Source organism: Photobacterium piscicola (assembly GCF_046058925.1).
In the GTDB taxonomy this organism is placed as follows: domain Bacteria; phylum Pseudomonadota; class Gammaproteobacteria; order Enterobacterales; family Vibrionaceae; genus Photobacterium; species Photobacterium piscicola.
The window spans coordinates 2,606,894-2,628,159 of the sequence record NZ_CP175534.1 but is presented as its reverse complement, the minus strand read 5'-3'; the positions used below and the strand labels follow the sequence as shown (position 1 = coordinate 2,628,159).

The 21,266-nt window shown below is 32.4% G+C and carries 16 protein-coding genes and 2 tRNA genes; 15 read left to right on the top strand and 3 right to left on the bottom strand.

Features of this window, described 5'->3' with window-relative positions:
* Window positions 1-107: 107 nt before the first annotated feature.
* Both gltX and ACJZU6_RS12445 read left to right on the top strand, forming a co-directional pair.
* Window positions 108-1,532, top strand: coding sequence for a glutamate--tRNA ligase (gltX, locus tag ACJZU6_RS12450; RefSeq protein WP_080157053.1), 1,425 nt, complete (start codon window positions 108-110; stop codon window positions 1,530-1,532).
* A 136-nt stretch (window positions 1,533-1,668) separates the two neighbouring features.
* Window positions 1,669-1,744 (top strand) — tRNA-Ala (locus ACJZU6_RS12445).
* A 51-nt stretch (window positions 1,745-1,795) separates the two neighbouring features.
* Here ACJZU6_RS12445 and ACJZU6_RS12440 read toward each other — a convergent pair.
* On the bottom strand, window positions 1,796-2,332 hold the full coding sequence (locus ACJZU6_RS12440; RefSeq protein WP_080157051.1) for a hypothetical protein: 537 nt from the start codon (window positions 2,330-2,332) through the stop codon (window positions 1,796-1,798).
* 875 nt (window positions 2,333-3,207) lie between these two features.
* Here ACJZU6_RS12440 and ACJZU6_RS12435 point away from each other — a divergent pair.
* From ACJZU6_RS12435 to wecA, 13 genes are all read left to right on the top strand, one after another.
* The gene (locus ACJZU6_RS12435; protein WP_408900368.1) at window positions 3,208-5,316 is read left to right on the top strand and encodes a polysaccharide biosynthesis tyrosine autokinase; all 2,109 of its coding nucleotides are present in this window, start codon (window positions 3,208-3,210) and stop codon (window positions 5,314-5,316) included.
* Window positions 5,317-5,395: 79 nt separating this feature from the next.
* Entirely contained in the window at window positions 5,396-6,259 is an 864-nt protein-coding gene (locus tag ACJZU6_RS12430; RefSeq protein ID WP_408900367.1) for an ATP-grasp fold amidoligase family protein, read from the top strand.
* Window positions 6,260-6,440: 181 nt separating this feature from the next.
* Window positions 6,441-7,652, top strand: a complete 1,212-nt coding sequence (locus tag ACJZU6_RS12425) for a hypothetical protein (RefSeq protein ID WP_080157046.1) — start codon at window positions 6,441-6,443, stop codon at window positions 7,650-7,652.
* An 18-nt stretch (window positions 7,653-7,670) separates the two neighbouring features.
* A complete protein-coding gene (locus ACJZU6_RS12420; RefSeq protein WP_080157045.1) occupies window positions 7,671-9,059 on the top strand; it encodes a lipopolysaccharide biosynthesis protein in 1,389 nt (462 codons plus the stop codon).
* Window positions 9,060-9,105: 46 nt separating this feature from the next.
* Window positions 9,106-10,176 (top strand): glycosyltransferase, encoded by a 1,071-nt coding sequence (locus ACJZU6_RS12415; protein ID WP_080157043.1) that lies wholly within the window; start codon window positions 9,106-9,108, stop codon window positions 10,174-10,176.
* Between the two features lie 6 nt (window positions 10,177-10,182).
* Window positions 10,183-11,340, top strand: a complete 1,158-nt coding sequence (locus ACJZU6_RS12410; protein ID WP_408900366.1) for a glycosyltransferase family 4 protein — start codon at window positions 10,183-10,185, stop codon at window positions 11,338-11,340.
* A gap of 68 nt (window positions 11,341-11,408) precedes the next feature.
* Window positions 11,409-12,467 (top strand): sugar-transfer associated ATP-grasp domain-containing protein, encoded by a 1,059-nt coding sequence (locus ACJZU6_RS12405; protein WP_408900365.1) that lies wholly within the window; start codon window positions 11,409-11,411, stop codon window positions 12,465-12,467.
* A gap of 256 nt (window positions 12,468-12,723) precedes the next feature.
* Window positions 12,724-13,731, top strand: coding sequence for a sugar-transfer associated ATP-grasp domain-containing protein (locus ACJZU6_RS12400; RefSeq protein WP_158258900.1), 1,008 nt, complete (start codon window positions 12,724-12,726; stop codon window positions 13,729-13,731).
* A 689-nt stretch (window positions 13,732-14,420) separates the two neighbouring features.
* Window positions 14,421-15,293 (top strand): ATP-grasp fold amidoligase family protein, encoded by an 873-nt coding sequence (locus ACJZU6_RS12395; RefSeq protein ID WP_408900364.1) that lies wholly within the window; start codon window positions 14,421-14,423, stop codon window positions 15,291-15,293.
* Window positions 15,293-16,300: an NAD-dependent epimerase gene (locus tag ACJZU6_RS12390; protein ID WP_080157034.1), complete on the top strand. Its 1,008-nt coding sequence runs from the start codon at window positions 15,293-15,295 to the stop codon at window positions 16,298-16,300. Before ACJZU6_RS12395 ends, ACJZU6_RS12390 begins: the two co-directional genes overlap by 1 nt.
* Window positions 16,301-16,304: 4 nt before the next feature.
* Entirely contained in the window at window positions 16,305-17,417 is a 1,113-nt protein-coding gene (locus ACJZU6_RS12385) for a glycosyltransferase family 4 protein (RefSeq protein WP_107275294.1), read from the top strand.
* Window positions 17,418-17,427: 10 nt separating this feature from the next.
* Window positions 17,428-18,594, top strand: coding sequence for a nucleotide sugar dehydrogenase (locus ACJZU6_RS12380; protein WP_408900363.1), 1,167 nt, complete (start codon window positions 17,428-17,430; stop codon window positions 18,592-18,594).
* Between the two features lie 149 nt (window positions 18,595-18,743).
* On the top strand, window positions 18,744-19,823 hold the full coding sequence (gene wecA, locus ACJZU6_RS12375) for a UDP-N-acetylglucosamine--undecaprenyl-phosphate N-acetylglucosaminephosphotransferase (RefSeq protein WP_408900362.1): 1,080 nt from the start codon (window positions 18,744-18,746) through the stop codon (window positions 19,821-19,823).
* A gap of 58 nt (window positions 19,824-19,881) precedes the next feature.
* Here the strand turns inward: wecA and ACJZU6_RS12370 are convergent.
* Window positions 19,882-19,958 (bottom strand) — tRNA-Arg (locus ACJZU6_RS12370).
* Window positions 19,959-20,004: 46 nt separating this feature from the next.
* Window positions 20,005-21,141, bottom strand: coding sequence for a flagellar assembly protein T N-terminal domain-containing protein (locus ACJZU6_RS12365; protein WP_408900361.1), 1,137 nt, complete (start codon window positions 21,139-21,141; stop codon window positions 20,005-20,007).
* Window positions 21,142-21,266 lie beyond the last annotated feature (125 nt).

The window sequence follows — 21,266 nt, the reverse complement described above, 5'->3', positions numbered from 1 at the left end:
TCGTCTTCCTGATTATTGTAGAATTAGCCCACAGTGCTAGAATACCTACCAATAGATTCAGCACAGTAGCTTTTACTGTGTCATCCATCATTCATAAGGTAATCTCAATGACGGTTAAAACTCGCTTTGCACCAAGCCCAACAGGCTTTTTGCACGTTGGTGGTGCGCGTACAGCATTGTATTCATGGCTATTTGCTAAGCACATGGGCGGTGAATTCGTATTACGTATCGAAGACACAGATCTTGAGCGTTCAACGCAAGAAGCGATTGATGCGATCATGGAAGGCATGGAGTGGTTAGAATTAAATTGGGATGAAGGTCCTTACTACCAGACTAAGCGTTTTGATCGTTATAACGAAGTGGTTGATCAACTTCTTGCAGAAGATAAAGCATATAAATGTTACTGCCCAAAAGAATTGCTTGATGAAATTCGTGAGCAGCAGATGGCTGACGGTGTAAAACCGCGCTATGATGCTAATCACCCAAAAATTGTTGCAGCAAATGCAGCAGCAACAGCTGACTCTCCTTTCTGTATTCGTTTCCGTAATCCAAAAGAAGGCACAGTGATCTTTGATGATAAGATCCGTGGTCATATTGAGATTGCTAACAGCGAGCTAGATGATTTAATTATTCGTCGTACAGACGGTAGCCCAACATACAACTTCTGTGTTGTTATTGATGACTGGGATATGGGTATTACGCAAGTTGTTCGTGGTGAAGATCACATCAACAACACTCCACGTCAAATCAACATCTATGAAGCATTAGGTGCACCAGTGCCTGAGTTTGCACACTGTGCAATGATCCTAGGTGATGATGGCGCTAAATTATCTAAGCGTCATGGCGCTGTTGGTGTAATGCAATACCGTGATGACGGTTTCCTACCGCATGCTCTACTAAACTACTTAGTTCGTTTAGGTTGGTCGCATGGTGACCAAGAAATCTTCTCACTACAAGAGATGATTGATTGCTTTACGCTTGAGTCTGTAAGCAAGTCAGCATCAGCATTCAATACTGATAAATTGTTATGGCTAAACAATCATTACATTAAAACAGCAGCACCTGAATATGTTGCTAAATACCTACAATGGCATTTAGATCAAAAACAAATTTCCATTGAAAATGGTCCTGCTATTACTGACGTTATCACGTTAGTGGGTGAGCGTTGTCATACACTGATCGAACTAGCAGAGCAATCACGCTACTTCTACCAAGACTTCAGTGAGTTTGAAGCGGGTGCAGCTAAGAAGCACTTACGTCCAGTTGCTAAAGATGCATTGGCACTAGCACTTGCTAAAGTTGAAGCATTAGATGAATGGACAACTGAAAATCTACATGCTGTAACAACACAAGTTTGTGAAGAGCTTGAGTTAGGCATGGGTAAAGTAGGTATGCCTCTGCGTGTTGCAGTAACTGGTCAAGGCCAATCGCCATCAGTTGATGCGGTAATGCAATTGATTGGTAAAGAGCGTGTTATTACACGTATTAAGATGGCATTAGATTATATCGCAGAGCGTGAAGCTAACGCTTAAGTATTTGTTTTTATAAAGACAAGCGGAAGCATCGTTGATGTTTCCGCTTTTTTTATAACTAGCGTAAAGTAGATCACATTTTTTGTTTTATCGTCGTGACATTTATTAAAAACATCAATACTATAAGCATCATATTGGGGCTATAGCTCAGCTGGGAGAGCGCTTCGCTGGCAGCGAAGAGGTCATCGGTTCGATCCCGTTTAGCTCCACCAAATTTAAAACCTCGTCAGTTATCTGACGAGGTTTTTTGCGTTTAGTTATATTTAAAAACGCGCATTAATAATTGGGAAAATTGGAAGGTTTTTACTTACAAAAGTGCCTGATTTATCATAGTTAATTAAACCTATCTGCACTCCTTTATTAATGTGGTCTGTCGCATTAACTAAACCGAACTGAAGTCCATTAAGTGATCCAGCGTAGTTGAAGGTACCAAATTGAGCGCCAGTAAAATTATTGGCTGTGTAGTTTACTAAACCAAAGTCAGCACCTGTAGCTTTGCCTTCGTTCCAGTTAGCTAAACCAAATTCTAAACCTTTCATACTGGATGTAGTATGGTTAACACCAAAGGCTAAACCAAAGTTAAGTCCGGTAAAATCATTGATAGTCGATAAGCCTAGCAATGAAAAGTTAACACCTTTTACTTGGTTTGTTTGGCCGTAAAGTATGTTTAAACGCGCTCCAGAGACATTACCAGCAGGTAAATTTACACCAGGTACAGAAAGTTGTACGGGTGTGTTAGCCATTGCTATTGGTGATAAAATAGCGGTTGTTAAAGCGATCATTACAGAAGTTATTTTCATATGAATACCCTAAATATAGATGACTGATATTTAGAAAATCTTATATCAAATATAATAAGACATATATAGTAAAGTCCAAAAAACAAATGAAAATAAGCTTTTGAAATTAGCAAAATTCGTTATTTAAATTATAGATTTTTTTAATTTATTAGATGATATAAGTAAAAGTTTTATTAAATAATGAGTTTTATTTGATGTAGTATAAGTGTTTTTTATTAAGTATATATTTATTTCTTTTATGTCGTATTTAATTATAGTTAATAATTGTCGTTAATATATTCACCGTGCGAATAATTGACATGGTAAACATTGTAATAATTATTACTATGCTTGTTTTTAGTACTTAAATTATTTTTTTTATTTTAATATTCTTTTTGATTTTAATTTATTGTTAGTGTTTACTATTCTTTATCATATTGATTTTTATGTATTTTATTTTTTTATTTTAGGTTTTCTTGTTAATTCAAAAGATTTAAATGGTGTTGGTTTATTATTTTCTTTATTGTTGTCACGTTTGAAAACAATTGTATCAATGGAAATTAATTAACCATTAAATGTTTATTGGTTAATTAATTTTATTATTTAATGTGATTGTTAATTAACCGCCATATATATCCGTGATTTAAAGGTTTTTATATGGTCATAAATAGATTTAACACGAAAAAATAAAAGATGAAGTAAGATAAACGCAAATGAGGGGCTGTAACCTTAGGGCGGTAGCGTATTTGATTATTGGCATATATCTTCATTGTTTGTCTGTCTGAGAACTCATCGATAGAGTAAATAATGTCTTAGATGTAGTTAAATACTCTTATTATTTAATCGAAAATTTTTAAAAATTCCTTTTAGTTAACCATTTCGGATTGAAATCATTCATGACTGCCATTAGTAATAAACAAGTAAAATCCATTTCGACAGCGAATGAAGAAATCGACTTAGGTAAGATTTTTGGTGTTTTGCGAGATAGTAAAAAATCTATTCTTGCTTTAACCCTAGTTTTTACTTTATTAGGTCTGATTTATTCTGTTTTTGCTACTCCTATTTATAGATCTGATGTATTGATTCAAGTTGATTCAAAAAGTGATGGCTCTCCTGCTTTTGGAGAAGCGATGGCAAAAGAATTTACAACTGAATCATCAGCAGTTACCGAGATAGAGTTAATTAAATCTCGTCGCGTTATTGGTAAAACAGTCGATAAATTAAACCTAACAACGTCAGTTACTCCTGATTACTTCCCTATTTTTGGTAAAGGTTTTGCACGATTAACTCATACTCAAAGTAGTGCAACTGTAGCGCACTTCTCTATGCCGACTAACGCACAAAAAAATGTTTACCAGTTAAAGATTGTTAATATAGATACTGGTGAATTTGCATTAACTGATGAAGATAATGCAAACGTTAAATTAACGGGTTTTGTAGGGCAACCAGTTAAAGAACAAGGTTATGATTTATTGGTAACAGCGTTAACTGGTGCGAATAATGACACTTTTACAGTTAAACAAATTTCTCGCTTTGATATTATTGCTTATTTCCAAGAATCATTAATTGCAGCTGAAAAAGGTAAAGATACCGGTATTGTTGAAGTTTCACTAAAGGGTCAGAACCGATTAAAGACTCAACGTATTCTGAACAGTATCAGTGAAAACTATTACTTATTGAATGCAGACCGAGCTGCGGCAAGTGCAGATAAGAGCTTAGCGTTTTTAGAAGGACGTCTACCAGCAATCAAAGTGGAATTAACCACGGCTGAAAATAAGTTAAATCAATACCGTGAAGCTAATCAATCAGTTAATATAGAATTGCAAGCAAAATCTTCACTTGACGAGCTTGTTGCTTTAACGGGTCAAATTAATGAATTGAGTTTCCAAGAGGCCGATATTTCACGAAGCTATACTAAGTCACATCCACTGTATAAAGCATTAATTGAAAAACGTAATGATTTACTGGCTCAAAAGAATCGTTTAACTCGTAAAATTGATCAAATGCCAGAAACACAACGTGAAATTATTCGCTTAACGCGTCATGTTGATGTTAATCAGCAAACATATATGCAAATTCTTAATAAAATTCAAGAGCTTAATATAGTTAAAGCTAGTAGTTCTGCAAGTGTTCAAATTATTGATACAGCATCAAGTAGTGTTAAGCCTATTGCACCTAACCGTGTAATGCTCGTTATTGCTCCTGCTATTATTGGCCTGATTCTTGGTGCATTAATCGCATTATTCCGTGTTATTTTGAATAATACCGTTGTTGATCCTCAGCAATTAAAACTAATGGGTTTACCTGTTTTTGCTTCAGTACCAAAAACGAAGAAGCTGCCTAATGCGATTTTAGCGGAAGTTGATTCAGATGATATCTCAATTGAAGCACTACGTATGTTACGTAACCGCATGTTGTTAGCGATGAATAATGCAAGTAATAATACAGTATTATTAACAAGCGCTAGTTCAATGGTTAAATCAGGAAAAACATTTGTTATTACTAATGTTGCAGCATTAATGGCTGAAGCAGGTAAGCGAGTGTTAATTATTGATGCCGATATGCGTAAAGGTAAAATTGCATCAACACTAAATGGTAAGCAAGCAAATGGTTTAGCTGAGCTACTTAGTGGTAAAAATGATCTGAAAACAGTAATAAAGACATCTACAATTGCTAATCTAGATTATATTTCTGGTGGCGAACATGCACATTCACCTGCCGAATTGCTAATGCATGATCAATTTAAAACATTATTAGCATGGGCTTCTGAACACTATGATGTTGTTATTGTTAATTCACCACCAGTATTAGCTGTTGTTGATGCTGCGATTATCGGTGCTACTGTTGGTACAACAGTAATGGTTGGCAGTTATGGTGAGGATACTTTAAAAGATATCGAACAAGCTAAGCAAAAGTTTGAAGATAATGGTATTGAAGTTGATGGATTTGTTTTAAATAACGCAATGAAGAAAACAAGTAATCAAGCTATCTTTAAAAAGTATTGATAAGTTATTTTTAATTTCAAAATAATTATGGCAAGTAATTGCCATAATTATAATTTCCCTTTATATAAAGATATAAGTAATGCGTAAAATAATTAATCTTATTTGTAATAAAAGTAAATTAGCTAGAGAATTAAGATATAACTTTAGTTTTATACGTGAAACTGGTTATATACCATCATTTAAAAACCCTAAAACATATAATGAAAAAATAAACTATCGCAAGCATAACCCTAAACATGAATTATTTAGTGTTTGTGCTGATAAGATTAAATCTAAAGAATATGTAGCAGAAAAACTATCTTCAGATTACATTATTGAAAACTATTATGTTGGCGATAGTATTACTGTAGATAAAATTAAAGAAATTCTTGCTGATAAAGGTGATTTGTTATTAAAAGCGAATCATAATTCTGGACCAGTTTATTTAATCACAACTGAAGCTACAGATGATGAGATTACTCGTAAGGTTGATGATGTAAATAATCAATTAAAAGTAGATTATGGTAAGCAGCTAAATGAACCTTGGTATAGTGACATAAAACGAGGTGTATTAGTTGAAAAAAGGTTATCTCCTCAAGAAGGCGAAACTGATGTTCGTGATTATAAATTCCATGTTTTCAAACAAAATGATGGTAGTTTTAAAATCATTGTACAAATAGATTTTGACCGTAGTGGTAATCATACTCGTTCTTTCTTTGATGATGAATTGAATTGGCTTCCATTCTATACTTTGTACTCAGATACTGGCGTATGCATTAAAACATCAATTGAAATGCCTAAGAATTACGATCTAATGTTAACTGCAGCTAAAACATTAGCTGAACCATTTAGTTATGTTCGTGTTGATTTCTATAATGTCGATGGTGCTATTTACTTTGGTGAATTGACTTTTGCTCAGGGAAGTGGCCGTTCAGGGCTTACAAATAAAGCATACGATCTTTGATTAGGCCGCTTATGGGAAGGCGACCCCTCTTATTAAATTCCATATTGATTAAATATAAAGTTAAATACTTAGTTCTGTTTTTCATTATATTTACTGATTATATATACAATAAATTACCAAATTATAATGTATAACTTGGTAATTTATTATACATCTCACTTCACATTATGATTTAATAAATATGATGTCAAATACTAAAATAAGCCAAGTTGTATTTTGGATATCTGTAGCAATTATCTTTATCGGATTTATGGAAAACATTAATGAGTTAAGATATGACTTAATGATTCCATTAATAGCTATAGGGTGGGTATTACACTTTACTTATAGTGATCATAAGATTGATAGTCAGAGTACTAAGTCCTTTATATTGCTTTCTGGAATTATTGCACTAATTGCGTTACCTTCACTACTTAAAATTTACCCTCATATACATAATCTAATAAATTATACTTATTATAGTTTTACTGTGGGTATGATCGTAAAGTTATTCTCGGTATATAGTACTTTTGTATTTTTAAAAGGGGATACCGATAAATTAGAAAGAATGATTAAATATGTTTTAATTCTTAATTTATCGATGTTCTTTATTCAATTTATAATAGTATTCCCTACTGGTATTTATATTGATCCATTAAAATTAATAACAGGGGAGTCATCACGATATGGCAGTGATATCTTTGTCCCTCTTATTGGTAATATATATCGTTGTACTGGATTCTATGAAGAACCATCAACGTATGCCGGATTTATTGTTGTTCTTTTAGCATCCAAACTTTATTTAAATCCGAAAGTAGATAAATTAGTTATTTTCTCTGCTTTATCTATTATTTTATCTTTTTCTGTTGCCGCAATTGTTTATGGATTAATCATTATTGGTTATTTCCTTTTACGCAGTAAAGCGAGTTACTTGAAATATATTTTGTTTTTGTTATCCCCATTACTTGTGGCTGCTATTATAGGTATTGCTATTCAGCGCCTAACTTCATTGGGTGGTGATGCTCAAGATATTCGTAGTAATTTGAATGATATGGTATTTGATCAGAATTTAATGATCCTTATCTTTGGCAATGGTGCTTTAGGTATTATGCCTGAAGCTGCACATATAATGAACACAACAGGAGATATATTTAAATTAGGTATAGCTTCGTTGAATGATAATGGTATGTGGTTATTCTTTATCATTAAATTTGGATTTGCTGGATTAGCAATAATAATATCTTATTTATTTATTAAATCTAAAACATTACTCAATAGAATTATGTTTTTAGTTATATTATTAACTAAATTAAGTTTTTTATACTTTGGATTTATATTCTATTTCTTTTTAGTCTTTAATAATAAACCAGAATTAGAGGAGTCAGACAATGGAACCAAAAGTGAAGTCGAGTAAACAAAGGGATCTGTTTTTGTGAATATTCGAGAATTCAAAGCTTTTTTTTGGAGCTTTATTGATGGTGTTGGCTCTCAGGGTAGCCAATTAATTATTACCATCATGTTAGCTCGACTACTGACTCCTGCTGATTTTGGTGTGATTGGTTTAATTTCAGTCGTTGTATATTTATCGAATGTTATAGGTAACGGTGGTTTAAATAGTAGTCTAATTAGAAAATCTAAACCATCTGCCGATGATTTTACATCAGTATTCATTTTTAATATAACACTTGGTATATTGCTTTATGTTATTATTTTCTTATCATCAGGATTTTTATCGCATTTTTTAAATTTACCCCAAGCTGAAATTTACCTCAAAGTATATGCATTAAGTATTATATTTACTGCATTGGAACAAATTCAACGTGTAAAATTAACAATCGATCTTAATTTCAAAACACAGGCTAAAATTACATTATTTTCGGTTATTTTCAGTGGTATAGTTGCATTAATTTTAGCTAAACTTGGCTTTGGTGTATGGGCTTTAATTGCACAAGCTGTTGTTTTATCTATTATTAGATGTGCTATTTTTTGGTATGTGATCGGTTGGAGACCAACTGGGCATTTTAAAATGCCACTATTATTAGAACATTTAAATTTTGGATATAAATTATTACTAGGCAATGTTGTTGATGTTGCGTATAGATATATGTTCAATTTGGGTATTGGTAAGTTTTATTCTGTAACGGATCTTGGTTTTTATAATCAGGCTACAAAACTTACAGAAGTACCATCTATGACGATAACAACAGTTGTTCGTCGTGTAAATTACCCTATTATTAGTAAATTAAGAAATAATAATAAGTGTTATTTTGATAATTTAAATAATATAGCTTCTTATATTGTAGCTGTTTATTTACCTATTACATTATGGTTATCATTTAATTCTCATAATATAGTATTGAAGTTATTAGGTGAAAGATGGATTGATGCTAGTCCTTTTTTATCAATATTAGCTATTGCTTTCTTTATTGTGCCATTATCTAATTTATTTGGTAATATTTTATCAGTTGAAGGACGGACTGATTTATATTTTAAAATAAGATTGATTGTTAAATTTATTCTTGGAGTATTATTTTTCATTATCCATTCTTATGGTATTTATGTTGTATTATTTTTCATAATATTTGCAACCATATTTGAATGGTTTGTTAATATTATAGTTTCATATAAATATTTCAATTTTCCTGTATTAAAATATTTCAAGAGATTATTATTAATCACTATTCCAATAGTTATTTCTAGCTTTTTGGTTAATCATTATATCAATATAGATTCAACAATAGGTGATTTAGCTATGAAGCTAATAGTAAGTATGATTATACCTGCTTGTATCTTATTTTTATTATCGAAAGAAAAGGTTTAATTAATAGCCTTTATTGATTACTTACTATTATTTATTTGGTTATATTATGTCACAAAAAAGTATAGATTTATTTATTGATGCAATAAGGAAGGGTGGCGCTGAGCGCGTTTGTGTAAATTATGCAAACTATTTGGTAGATAATGGCTATAAGATACGAATTGTTATATTTAAAGAGTATGAAGATTCTTATATTGATCTTGTAGATAAGCGTGTTGAGATTATAACTTTAGGTTGTCATGATGCTTCATCGATGATTAAAAAGGTAAAGGCTATAAACTTTATCTTTTCTGATACAGTTATAGTATTTAATCATCAAATGTCTATTGCATTATGGTTCTATCGCCAATTTGGCTGTAAACAGAAATTTAAGTTAATATCTCGTAATGTGAATTATCTAAGCCGAGATTTATATACATCTAAAAATTCAATAAAAAAATGGGTGACTATTTTATTAACTAAAATAATATATCGTCGTATTGATTGTTTTATTGCCCAATGCAATGACATGAAAAATGACATGGTAAATTACCTTTCTGTACCTGAGAGTAAAATTACAGTTATATATAATCCAGTATCTACTAGTGTTTATAAAAAAGAAAATGTAGAGAAAGATATTGATATTTTATTTGTTGGTAGAATAAGCAAGCAGAAAGGGTTGCCGTATTTAGTTTCCGTTATCGATAGCATTATTAATAAAGAGCAAGCTAAAGTTTGTATTGTTGGTAAAGGTGTTCTTGAAGAGCAATTAGATAAAGAATTATCTGTCATAGAAAATAAATATAATATTAAAATATTACGAGTTCGTTCAACTAATGATGTTAATAGTTATTATAATCGAGCAAAAGTAACGATATTAACCTCTCTTTATGAAGGATATCCAAATGTATTGGCAGAATCATTAACTGCAGGTACTCCTGTTGTTTCTTTTGACTGTCAAAGTGGTCCTGAAGAAATTATTCGTGATGGAATTAATGGCTACTTGGTTCCATGTTTTAATACGGAAATATTTGTTGATAAACTAGAATTAATTCTAAACGGAAAGACATTATCTGACGTCCGTGATTTTAATAGTGAAAACAGTTTTAACCTTTTAGAAGAATTGATTAATAAAGAGTAAATAATAATGAGTAAAAAAATTCTGGTTATTAGTGATCATCGAGGAGGTGGTGCTGGACATGTAGCAACACAGTCTGGATTATTATTCTCAGATCAAGGTTATAATGTTGATTATATTTTTGGTGATGATTATTTTAAGTTTAATGCTGTAGGATATTGTTGCAATTATAGCGCGATTGATATAATTAGAAAAAAATTAGCAATTAGTAAGCCAGAAATTATTTTAATCCATAACTTTGATCACTTATGGAGTCCGTTTTTTTTAGTTGAAATTAATAAATATAAAGAAAAAACTGGAGCTAAAGTAATTATGACTGTTCATGATTACCATATAGTTTCTGCTTCAAATTCTTTATCTTATTATGAAAATACAGAAAAAAAATTCTTTAAAGATCCACCTTCATTTAAACAATTAGTGACTAAAAAACTTGATAGACGTAGCTATATTTATGGATTGGCAAGGTTAGTGCAGTGGTATCCATATTATTCTGTATTGAATTTGCAAAAAACGTTTGATCATTTTATGTGTCCGAGTGAATTTATTTATAAGCAAGTAGTCAAGCGATTCGATCCTTCTATTGTAAGTGTTGTACATAATCCGACATCTGCAACTATTTCATCGTATCAACTTGATAATGATGACGTTGTTATTACCTTTGCTGGGCGTTTAAGTAAAGATAAAGGAATTTATGATTTTATTAAATCGATAGCTGACTCAAAATTAGTATCACCTAAGCATATTACTATCAACATTATTGGAAAAGGTCCTTATTTTGATGATATTGAGAGACTAGTTGATACTCTGAAAGAGCAAAATATTACTATTGTATTACATGGGTTACAAAAATTTGAAATTGTAAAATCTATTTTTGAAAACTCTTCATATGTATTATTACCGTCATTATGTTATGAAAATGCACCATTAACCTTGGTTGAAGGTGTTTTTGCTGGCTGTAAAGTATTAACTATGAATTATGGTGGTATGGTTGAGATTGCAGATAAGCTTAATCTTTCAATATTGATGGATGATTTTAGTCCGAAATCTATTCAATTTGTTTTTGATAATTTAAATACAAAAAAAGAAGAGCAATCGACTTTAGATAAATTTTATCAGGATTATTCAAATGATAACTATATCTCTAAGGTCAAAGAAATTATTTCATGATTTAATTTATTATTATGTAATGTTGAGTAAGTAATTAATATAAATACAAATCTAACTTGGATTTTGAAATGTTTACTAAATTATTTATTATAAATAATTTAGTAAAGTTAAGGTTTAAAATGAAAAATAGCTTTTTACGTCGTCGTTTTTTTGAGCTTCGTGTAACAATAAAAGATTTAATTTGGGGTGTTAAGAATCCTGAGTCTTTTAAACGGAAAAATAATTTAAGCCCAATAATGGGACGTTTTTCATCTTATAAATTTGAGCAACTCTCTGGAATACAGTCAAATGATTATGTATCAGATTGTTTTTATTTTAATAAGATAGAAGCAAAAATAAATAATTTTGAATTAAGCGATTATTTTAATCATAAAGGCTATTTACCTTCGATCTTACAGTCAAATGCAATTCCATTACTGTTTAATTATATTTCTGGTATTGTTTATGATGCTGAAGATAAAGTTATTGATGCAAATATAGTTGCTGAACGATTACGTAATGATCCTAATAATACTGAATTTGTTATTAAAAGAAGTGTTGGGACTGGTGGTGGTGAAAGTGTAGAGATTGGAAGTGCGAATGAAATTATTCCTTTTTTTAATTTATATGCAAAAAAGAAATATGATTTCGTTATCCAACCATTAATTAAACAACATGATTTGTTAGCTGCTTTTAATCCATCATCACTAAATACTGTACGTATTATGACATTAGCTTATGACAATAATGTTCATCATGTTTCAAGTATGGTAAAAATGGGTGGACCTGGCGGCCGAATTGATAATGTTAGTGCCGGTGGTTTGTGTATTGGAATTAAAGATGATGGTTCTTTAACTACTTTTGGTTTTGACTGTTATTTAAATAAAACTACTCGTCATCCCCAAACACAACTTAGTTTTCCTGATAACTACGAAATACCATATTTTAATGAAATGGTTGAAGTGGTAAAAGATAAGCATAAGTTATTTAAAAGTCATGGAATTATCTCCTGGGATGTAAGTGTAGATAATGATGGCTATGTTACTATTGTTGAATGCAATACTGCTTGGAGTGGTTTGGAATCACATCAAGCTTTTCATGGCCCTGTCTTCAAAAGGCACATGGAATACATAAAGAATATCAATTGATAGTGGGTATTTTTGTTGTTGAAATAATGTAAATTATCTTTTTTTATAAACATTTACACTTAATATTATTTATTCTCCTGAAAGTTGGGCATAAGTCTAAATTATTAGTTATTTTATCGAAATCTAGATGCTTATAATAATAAACGACAAGATTAGTCGTTTGCTTTGATAGTCCACCTATCGAGCATTTTATGAAATGAATTTAAATATAATTTCTATTCATTATTGTTATAAGTTGTATAAGGTTTCACTAGCTATGAAAGATAGTAATGTTCGTCGTTTAGCTTATTCTGTTTTAGCCAATGCTAAATACGTTAAGTATGGTATAAAAAATCCAGAATCGTTAAAGTGTAAAAACTTACTTAGCCCAATTACAGGGCGCTTCTGGAACCATCGATACCAATCAGTATGTGGTATTGAATCAGATAAATATTTATCTGAACCTTATTTTTATAATAAAGTTGAATCTAAGGTTAATGATTTCAGCCTTAATGATTTTCTTGATCATAAAGGTTATATATCAAATATATTAAATAGCCATACAGTACCTGATATAGCTAATTGTATTTCAGGCACTATTTATAATAGCAAGAGTGAAGTAATTAAATTTGATGATTTAGTTATATTATTGGAGCATGAATCAGCGGATAATGAATTTGTAATTAAACGCAGTATTGGTACTGGTGGTGGAAAGAGTGTTGAGATTGGTAATACAAGCCACATTATTCCATTTTTAAAGTCTTATTTCGATAAAAAGTATGATTTTGTTGTTCAGCCGGTTATAAAACAGCATGATGATTTAGCTATTTTTAATCCATCATCGATTAATACTGTTAGAGTTATGACTTTTTCTTATCATGGCAATGTTTATCCCATTTCAACAGTACTAAGAATGGGAAATGGTGGTAGAGTCGATAATTCTTCATCTGGTGGCATATCTATTGGTGTTGATGAGACTGGAAAGTTACGCGATTTTGCAATTGATCATCATTTTAATAAATATGAACAACATCCAGGAACATTGATTAATTTCTCTGATGGTTATGTTATTCCTTATTTTAATGACTTATTAGAACTTGCTAAAGATAAGCATAAATGGCTAAAAAGTCATGGTATTATTTCGTGGGATTTGACCGTTGATAATAATGGTAATATGTCAATTATCGAATATAATGCAGGTTGGGGAGAAATTAACTTCCATCAAGCAAATAATGGTCCAATATTTAAAAATCATATTGAATATATAAAAAGTATTAATGGTTAATAGTTGATGTGGATAATATAATAAGTATTTATTATATATTTAGATCGTTCTTTTAATTTATTCAATGTTTTTAATATATTCAATGTTGTTAACGATTGATAATGTGGTTACCTATATCTGATTATAAAAAATGGAAGTATTTCATTTAATAGGTAGTCACTCTCTTCTCCTACGTTTATAATTGGAGGTGAAAGTAGAATTAGTGTTTTAAGTTATACCACTCTTTTATGATTAGAAGTAAATATGAAAATTGATAAATATTAGCTTATTAAAGCTATAATATTTTCTTTTATAAGAGTGTTTTTCTATTTAGTGATTTAAAGTGAAAAGATAATTGAAGTGCTAAATATTTATTAAAAAGTAGATGTTGATGTTAACAAAGCGGTAAATTGTAGCGTTTAACCATAAATATGGTGACTAAAAATATTATCAATATCCGTAATGTCAATATAATTTTGATTAACTATATTAAAGTCTGTGCTAATAAATGCTGCTTATTGAAGGACAGTAAGAGATAATATAGTTATGTTTCGTCTTATAGAATAGAAAATATTATCATAAATTAACCATACAATTTATGAATAAAACATCTTTCAACAATGGTAATTATTTATTGTTAAAATGACAGATATTCTATATTTATAAATCATATTAAGTAAATAAAATGTATTAATAAGTGAGGGTGTAACGTGGAAAGTCTAGAATTTAGATTGTTCTCCAAGATCATCTCTAAAATACCAATTAAAACAAGATTGCAAATCTTATTTTTTCGTAAATTTAAGCGATTTATTAATTTTGATAATCCTCGGACATATAACAAAAAAATTCAGTGTAAAAAGATTGCAGATCGCAGTGAATTATTAACAATTGGTGCTGATAAAATAAAAGCCAAAGATTTTGTTAAAGATATAGTTCCTGAATTATATCTACCAAAAATGCTTTGGGTGGGGGATTCTCCTGAGTCTCTTGATAATTTAGATTTATCAACATTACCTAAAGATTACGTATATAAAGCTAACCATACTAGCCAGACAATTGAAATTATTCGTCATGGTAATCATCTTCCTAAAACAAAGATGAAAGCGTTAGCAAAAGATTGGCTGAAAAAAGATCAATCAGGTGCATTAGGTGAGTGGGCATATGAAAATATTCCACCACGGGTGTTTATTGAAGAGTATTTAGAGTTTGATGGTCATGAGCCTGATGATTACAAATTATATGTATTCAACGGCAAAGTCGGTTTTATCCAGTTAGATTCTGGCCGATTTACCAGTATGACTCGTAATCTTTATGATGCTAATTGGGAGGAGCTTGGGTTTGAATATCATCATCCTCGTTGTCATCCAGCACCAGAAAAACCAGAATACATCGATGAAATGATCCGTATTGCAGAAAAAATTGGTCAACAATACGATTTTGTACGAGTCGACTTATATTTTTATGATGGAAAAATAACGTTTAGTGAGCTGACAATGTATTCAGCCTCCGGATTTTTAACGATGCCTGATGATTGGGACTTAAAAATCGGTGATCTATGGACTCAAGATTATAAGGTAAAATAATGAAATATTTAGTAACGGGCGCGGCCGGTTTTATTGGTGCAAAAGTAAGTGAAGAATTATTAAAAAAAGGTCATGACGTTGTTGGTATCGATATTATCAATGACTATTATGATGTAGCGTTAAAAGAAGCACGTTTAGCACCATTATTAGAAAATAATAAATTTGTTTTCAAGAAAATTGATATTGCTCATTCGCAAGATGTACTTGATTTATTTGCTGATGAAAAATTCGATCGCGTTGTTCACCTTGCCGCTCAAGCTGGTGTACGTTACTCGATTGAAAACCCAATGGCATATGCAGATAGTAACCTTGTTGGTCACCTTAATATTTTAGAAGGTTGCCGTCATAATAATGTTGGCCACCTTGTTTATGCATCATCAAGTTCTGTATACGGTCTTAATGCTAAAACACCATTTTCAACATCAGATACAGTAGATCATCCTGTATCTCTTTATGCAGCAACGAAAAAATCTAATGAGTTAATGGCGCATTCGTACTCTCACCTGTACAACATGCCAACAACTGGATTACGTTTCTTTACTGTGTATGGACCTTGTGGTCGCCCAGATATGGCTCCTTATATTTTCACTAAGAAAATTTTGGATGGCGAAACAATTGATATCAACAACAATGGTGATATGTGGCGCGACTTTACTTACATTGATGATATCGTTGAAGGTGTTATTCGTATCGCTGATGTTGTTCCTGCCCGTAATGATGATTGGACAGTTGAAGAAGGTACACCAGCATCAAGCTCTGCACCTTATAGCGTATATAACATTGGTCACGGTAGCCCAATTAACTTAATGGAATTTATTAAAGCCATTGAAACTGAATTAGGTATTGAAGCAACTAAAAACTTCCGAGGCATGCAACCTGGTGATGTATACCAAACTTATGCAGATACTCAAGATCTATTTAAAGTAACTGGCTATACCCCAAAAGTTGGTGTTAAAGAAGGCGTTGCGAACCTCGTTCGTTGGTATAAAGAATTTTATAATAAGTGATCCCATGGCAAAGATAGCTATATCAGCCAATACAAGTTGGTATTTATTTAACTTTAGAAAGAACACTATATTAGCGTTAATTGAAGCGGGTCATACTGTAGCAGCCATTTCTCCTCGAGATGATTATTCAGTGAAACTTGAACAATTAGGTGCGCGATTTATCCATATTGATATTGATCAAGGTGGCACAAATCCAATTAATGATGCTAAAACGTATTTTGCTTTTAATACTATTTTTAAAGCTGAAAAGTTTGATGTTGTATTAAACTTTACACCTAAAAATAATATTTATAGTACTGTGGCTGCGTCAAAAAATGGTACTAAAGTCATTAATAATATTGCTGGACTTGGCATTATTTTTATCAATGAAAATATGACGGCAAAAATTGCACGAGCTTTGTATAAGTTTAGTCAACGTCGAGCCAGTAAAATTTTCTTTCAAAATGAAGATGACCGCGGGTTATTCATTGATAACAAACTGGCAGATATTTCAAAGACGGATCGTTTACCTGGTTCTGGTGCAGACCTCTCACGCTTTGCAATATCACCAGCGGCTGATGATGGCGTTGTCACGTTCTTATTAGTGGCGCGTATGCTTTACGATAAAGGTATCGGTCATTATGTTGAAGCTGCTCGTGAACTAAAGCAACGTTATGGCGATAAAGTACAATTTAATTTACTTGGCTTTCTTGATGTAAATAACCCATCTGCTGTTTCAAAAGCTGAAATGCAAGTATGGGTTGATGAAGGCATTGTTAATTATCTTGGTTTCTCAGATACTGTTGAAGCTGAGATAGCAAAAGTAGATTGTATGGTGTTACCTTCTTTCTATCGTGAAGGTGTGCCTAAATCGTTGCTTGAAGCAGGTGCTATGGGGAAACCTATTGTTACGACTGATAATGTTGGTTGTCGTGAAACAGTTGACCATGGGATTAATGGCTATCTTTGTCAAACACGTTCTACCGCAAGTTTGGTGGAAATGCTCACTAAAATCATTGAGCATACCCATCAAGAACGTCTTGATATGGGTTTAGCGAGTCGTCGAAAGATTGAAAGCGAATTCGATGAAAAAATTATAATTAATAAATACCTAACGGCTATTGAAAGTATTATCTAAGAGAGATTTCATGAAAATTACTATTGCAGGTACAGGCTACGTAGGTCTGTCAAACGCCATGTTATTGGCACAGAACAACGAAGTTATTGCTATTGATATTATTGAAGAAAAAGTAAATCTTCTTAATAATAAAAAGTCACCAATTGTTGATCGTGAAATTGAATATTTCTTAGAAAACAAAGAACTTAACTTTGTTGCGACATTAGACAAAGAATTAGCATATAAAGATGCTGAATATGTAATTATTGCAACACCAACAGATTATGACACTGTTCATAACTACTTTAATACTTCTTCAGTCGAAGCGGTTATTAAAGATGTTATGGCGATTAATCCAAATGCAGTGATGATTATTAAATCAACAGTACCAGTGGGTTATACTAAAGAAGTTAAAGCAAAGTTTGGTTGTGATAATATTATTTTCTCACCTGAATTCTTGCGTGAAGGCCGTGCCTTATACGATAACTTATACCCATCACGTATCATTGTTGGTGAGCAAAGTGAGCGTGCTAAAGTATTTGCTGAACTACTACAGCAAGGCGCGATCAAAGAAGATATTAATGTTCTATTTACTGATTCAACAGAAGCTGAAGCAGTTAAACTATTCTCAAACACTTATTTAGCAATGCGTGTGGCTTACTTTAATGAGCTAGATACTTATGCTGAAACACATGATTTGAATGCGCGTCAAATCATCGAAGGTGTTGGCTTAGACCCTCGTATTGGTAGTCATTACAATAACCCATCATTTGGTTACGGCGGCTACTGCCTACCAAAAGATACTAAGCAGTTACGTGCTAACTACCAAGATGTACCAAATAGCATTATCGGTGCTATTGTTGACGCAAACACAACCCGTAAAGACTTTATTGCTGACTCAATCATGAAACGTAGTCCAAAGCGTGTTGGCGTATATCGCTTAATCATGAAGTCAGGCTCTGATAATTTCCGTGCTTCAAGTATTCAAGGTATTATGAAGCGTATTAAAGCGAAAGGTATCGAAGTTGTTATTTACGAACCAGTATTAACTGAAGATGAATTCTACCATTCTCGTGTTATTAAAGATTTAAATCAATTTAAAGGCGAGTGTGACGTTATTGTTTCTAATCGTATGGCTGAAGAATTGAGTGATGTAGCTGATAAAGTTTATACTCGAGATATATTCCAAGAAGATTAATAATAGCAATCAATAAATTATATTTATATGTTTTTTATTGATGAATGATCGTAAATAATAGAAACAGTAGAAATGTAATAGTCAGTATTATTACTTCTATTGTTTCTTTTTTATTTTCGGAATGTATAAGATTTAAAAAAGTGTTTATTATGTTTATTGGATATTGTTTTATCTTTATCTCATCATTGATTTTTTTATTTGTGATGAGAGTTGTAGCCAAAAGAGTGGGTTTAGTTGATAAACCTAATGAACGAAAACATCATAAAGGTACAATTCCTTTAATTGGTGGTATTTCTATATTTGCGGCCATATCTGTTACCTTTTTGTCATTTCTACCTCACACCCGTGATTTATATTTATATTTAGGCTCTGCTCTAGTGCTTATTATTCTTGGTGCATTTGATGATCGTTTAGACATTAGTTTTAAAATACGATTAATTGTCCAAGCAGCTATTTCTATCGCTATGATTGTAATTGGTGGCCATAGCCTCCACAATCTTGGCTTTTTAATGGGCAGTGAAACCATTCAATTATCTGTTTTTGCTAGCTATGTAATCACTGTTATTGGTGTTATTGGTGCAATTAACGCATTTAATATGGTTGATGGTATTGATGGCTTATTAGGTGGATTAGCAGCGGTAACTATTGGCTCTATAGGTGTGGTGTTTTTCTTATCGGGCAATACATATTTAGGGACGGTTTGTGGCTTAATTGTGACTGCTATTATTCCTTATATCATGCTTAATCTTGGTATTCCTTTTGGCTCTAGAACTAAGGTCTTTATGGGTGATGCCGGTAGTATGTTTATTGGTTTTACAGTTGTATGGTTACTGATAAAAGCAACCCAAGATCCCGAGTTATATGCTTTTAAACCCGTTACTGCGCTATGGTTAATTGCGATTCCATTAATGGATATGGCGACGATTATGATCCGTCGTATTCGTAAAGGCCAGTCACCATTTCAACCCGATCGTGAACATTTACACCACATCTTCCAGCGACTTGGATTATCACCTCGTCAAACATTATTGACGATTTGTTCAATGGCATTGGCGTGTTCGGTTATTGGTTTATGGGCTGACTATCTAGGTATTGCTGAGTCAACGATGTTTGTTGCTTTCTTAGTGATGTTTGTATGTTACTTCACTGCAATTAGTCATATTTTCCGCATTGTAGCATTTGTACGTAACGTCTTAGGGATTAAGACGAATAAAGTGAAAGCTGATTAATTTATCCTAGAAGCAATAAAGGCTTAGTAATCAATGATCACTAAGCCTTTATTTAATATGGTGCTCCCTGCTGGAGTCGAACCAGCGGCCTTCCCCTTAGGAGGGGGACGCTCTATCCATCTGAGCTAAGGAAGCGTTCGCACAGTGTACACGAAAATCAACAGAGTTTAAGAAAATAGTGTTATTGATTCAACTGCTTGGTCAGTAAATCGCCAGGTTGAATGCTAGATGTCAGTTGTGGTTGATTAACACTAAGCTCTGCAGACTTTTCATAGACTCGATTAACGGTAAGTGTGATCGCTGTTTCAACCATACGGTTGCGTGGAATACCTTTCTGATCGATAAACCCTGCGCTGTGCCATAATTTAAGTTGATCACCGTTGTGAACCCCATGTACTCGACCAACATTGATTTGAGCGACGCCTTGATGGATATTAATTATTTCAGGCAGGCTAGCGCGGCATGAAAGGGCACTTTCAATATCTAACATCATATTTTGAGTGACGCGTTGAATACTTTGCCCATACGGTGATACCCAAAAACGTGCCGTTTTAGTATCAACATAACTTGTACGAGCAAAGGGCCATAAACCAATATCACGGTAACTATTTTGGTAGATTGTCTCACCTGTTTTACCGTCCATTATATTAAGAGTTAACGCAAATTGACGATTAATGGTGTTGGGTTGTAATAGATGATCATCAACGGTAGCGGAAATATCCGTGATCTCACCACTGACCAAATATTGTGCGTCATTATCTTCAGCTAACATCATCATCGCATCTGCATGGTTAGCACTAACAGGCACTTGGGTTACACCTGTTACTAAAAAACTTTGCGAACGTTGCTGAATATTTTTTTGTAAGACCTTTGAAAAATCATCCCCTAGCTGATAAATACTGCCCATCGCTGCTTGTTGTGGCTCCGCGAGTGAAAATTTCCCCAGTAATAATCCTTTCTTATATTGTACCTTGTGGCAACTTTTTGCCGATGGGTAAATATCTATTCTGGCTGTAACATACATTTTGCCGCCAGCATCTTTCTGTTCTAGCACGCTAATATGTCGAATTTCATTACCGCTAAAACGGTATTGTTGCCGATCTTCTTGCAAATAAGTTTTAAGCATCGGTAGGCTGGCAATCTCACCTCCCGTAAATGTCATTGCTTGAAAGACCGCATTTTCTAAGGCATTGACGCGTGCGGTCGCTTTACTTTCAAGAATGTTAGCTTCACCTGTCACCTGTACCCATTGGGCATGACTTGAGTGTGATACGAACAACCATAACGCACTTAAACAGAGTAATAATTTTTTATTCATAAAAGGCCAATTTAGGTATGTTTTTTGCTTTGATCAGGACATAACCACAACGGAATGCAAAGAGTGTTCCCAATTGGTGCTTCTCATTAAAGAAATTGTATTCGTGAACGATATATCCCTTATCA

Excerpts from the sequence above, each read along its gene's own strand:
- gltX (WP_080157053.1), top strand. The coding sequence starts at position 108 with ATGACGGTTAAAACTCGCTTTGCACCAAGCCCAACAGGCTTTTTGCAC.
- ACJZU6_RS12390 (WP_080157034.1), top strand. The coding sequence starts at position 15,293 with ATGAAATATTTAGTAACGGGCGCGGCCGGTTTTATTGGTGCAAAAGTA.
- ACJZU6_RS12430 (WP_408900367.1), top strand. The coding sequence starts at position 5,396 with ATGCGTAAAATAATTAATCTTATTTGTAATAAAAGTAAATTAGCTAGA.
- ACJZU6_RS12405 (WP_408900365.1), top strand. The coding sequence starts at position 11,409 with ATGTTTACTAAATTATTTATTATAAATAATTTAGTAAAGTTAAGGTTT.
- ACJZU6_RS12410 (WP_408900366.1), top strand. The coding sequence starts at position 10,183 with ATGAGTAAAAAAATTCTGGTTATTAGTGATCATCGAGGAGGTGGTGCT.
- ACJZU6_RS12440 (WP_080157051.1), bottom strand. The coding sequence starts at position 2,332 with ATGAAAATAACTTCTGTAATGATCGCTTTAACAACCGCTATTTTATCA.
- ACJZU6_RS12415 (WP_080157043.1), top strand. The coding sequence starts at position 9,106 with ATGTCACAAAAAAGTATAGATTTATTTATTGATGCAATAAGGAAGGGT.
- ACJZU6_RS12380 (WP_408900363.1), top strand. The coding sequence starts at position 17,428 with ATGAAAATTACTATTGCAGGTACAGGCTACGTAGGTCTGTCAAACGCC.
- ACJZU6_RS12435 (WP_408900368.1), top strand. The coding sequence starts at position 3,208 with ATGACTGCCATTAGTAATAAACAAGTAAAATCCATTTCGACAGCGAAT.
- ACJZU6_RS12425 (WP_080157046.1), top strand. The coding sequence starts at position 6,441 with ATGATGTCAAATACTAAAATAAGCCAAGTTGTATTTTGGATATCTGTA.
- wecA (WP_408900362.1), top strand. The coding sequence starts at position 18,744 with ATGTTTATTGGATATTGTTTTATCTTTATCTCATCATTGATTTTTTTA.
- ACJZU6_RS12400 (WP_158258900.1), top strand. The coding sequence starts at position 12,724 with ATGAAAGATAGTAATGTTCGTCGTTTAGCTTATTCTGTTTTAGCCAAT.
- ACJZU6_RS12385 (WP_107275294.1), top strand. The coding sequence starts at position 16,305 with ATGGCAAAGATAGCTATATCAGCCAATACAAGTTGGTATTTATTTAAC.
- ACJZU6_RS12365 (WP_408900361.1), bottom strand. The coding sequence starts at position 21,141 with ATGAATAAAAAATTATTACTCTGTTTAAGTGCGTTATGGTTGTTCGTA.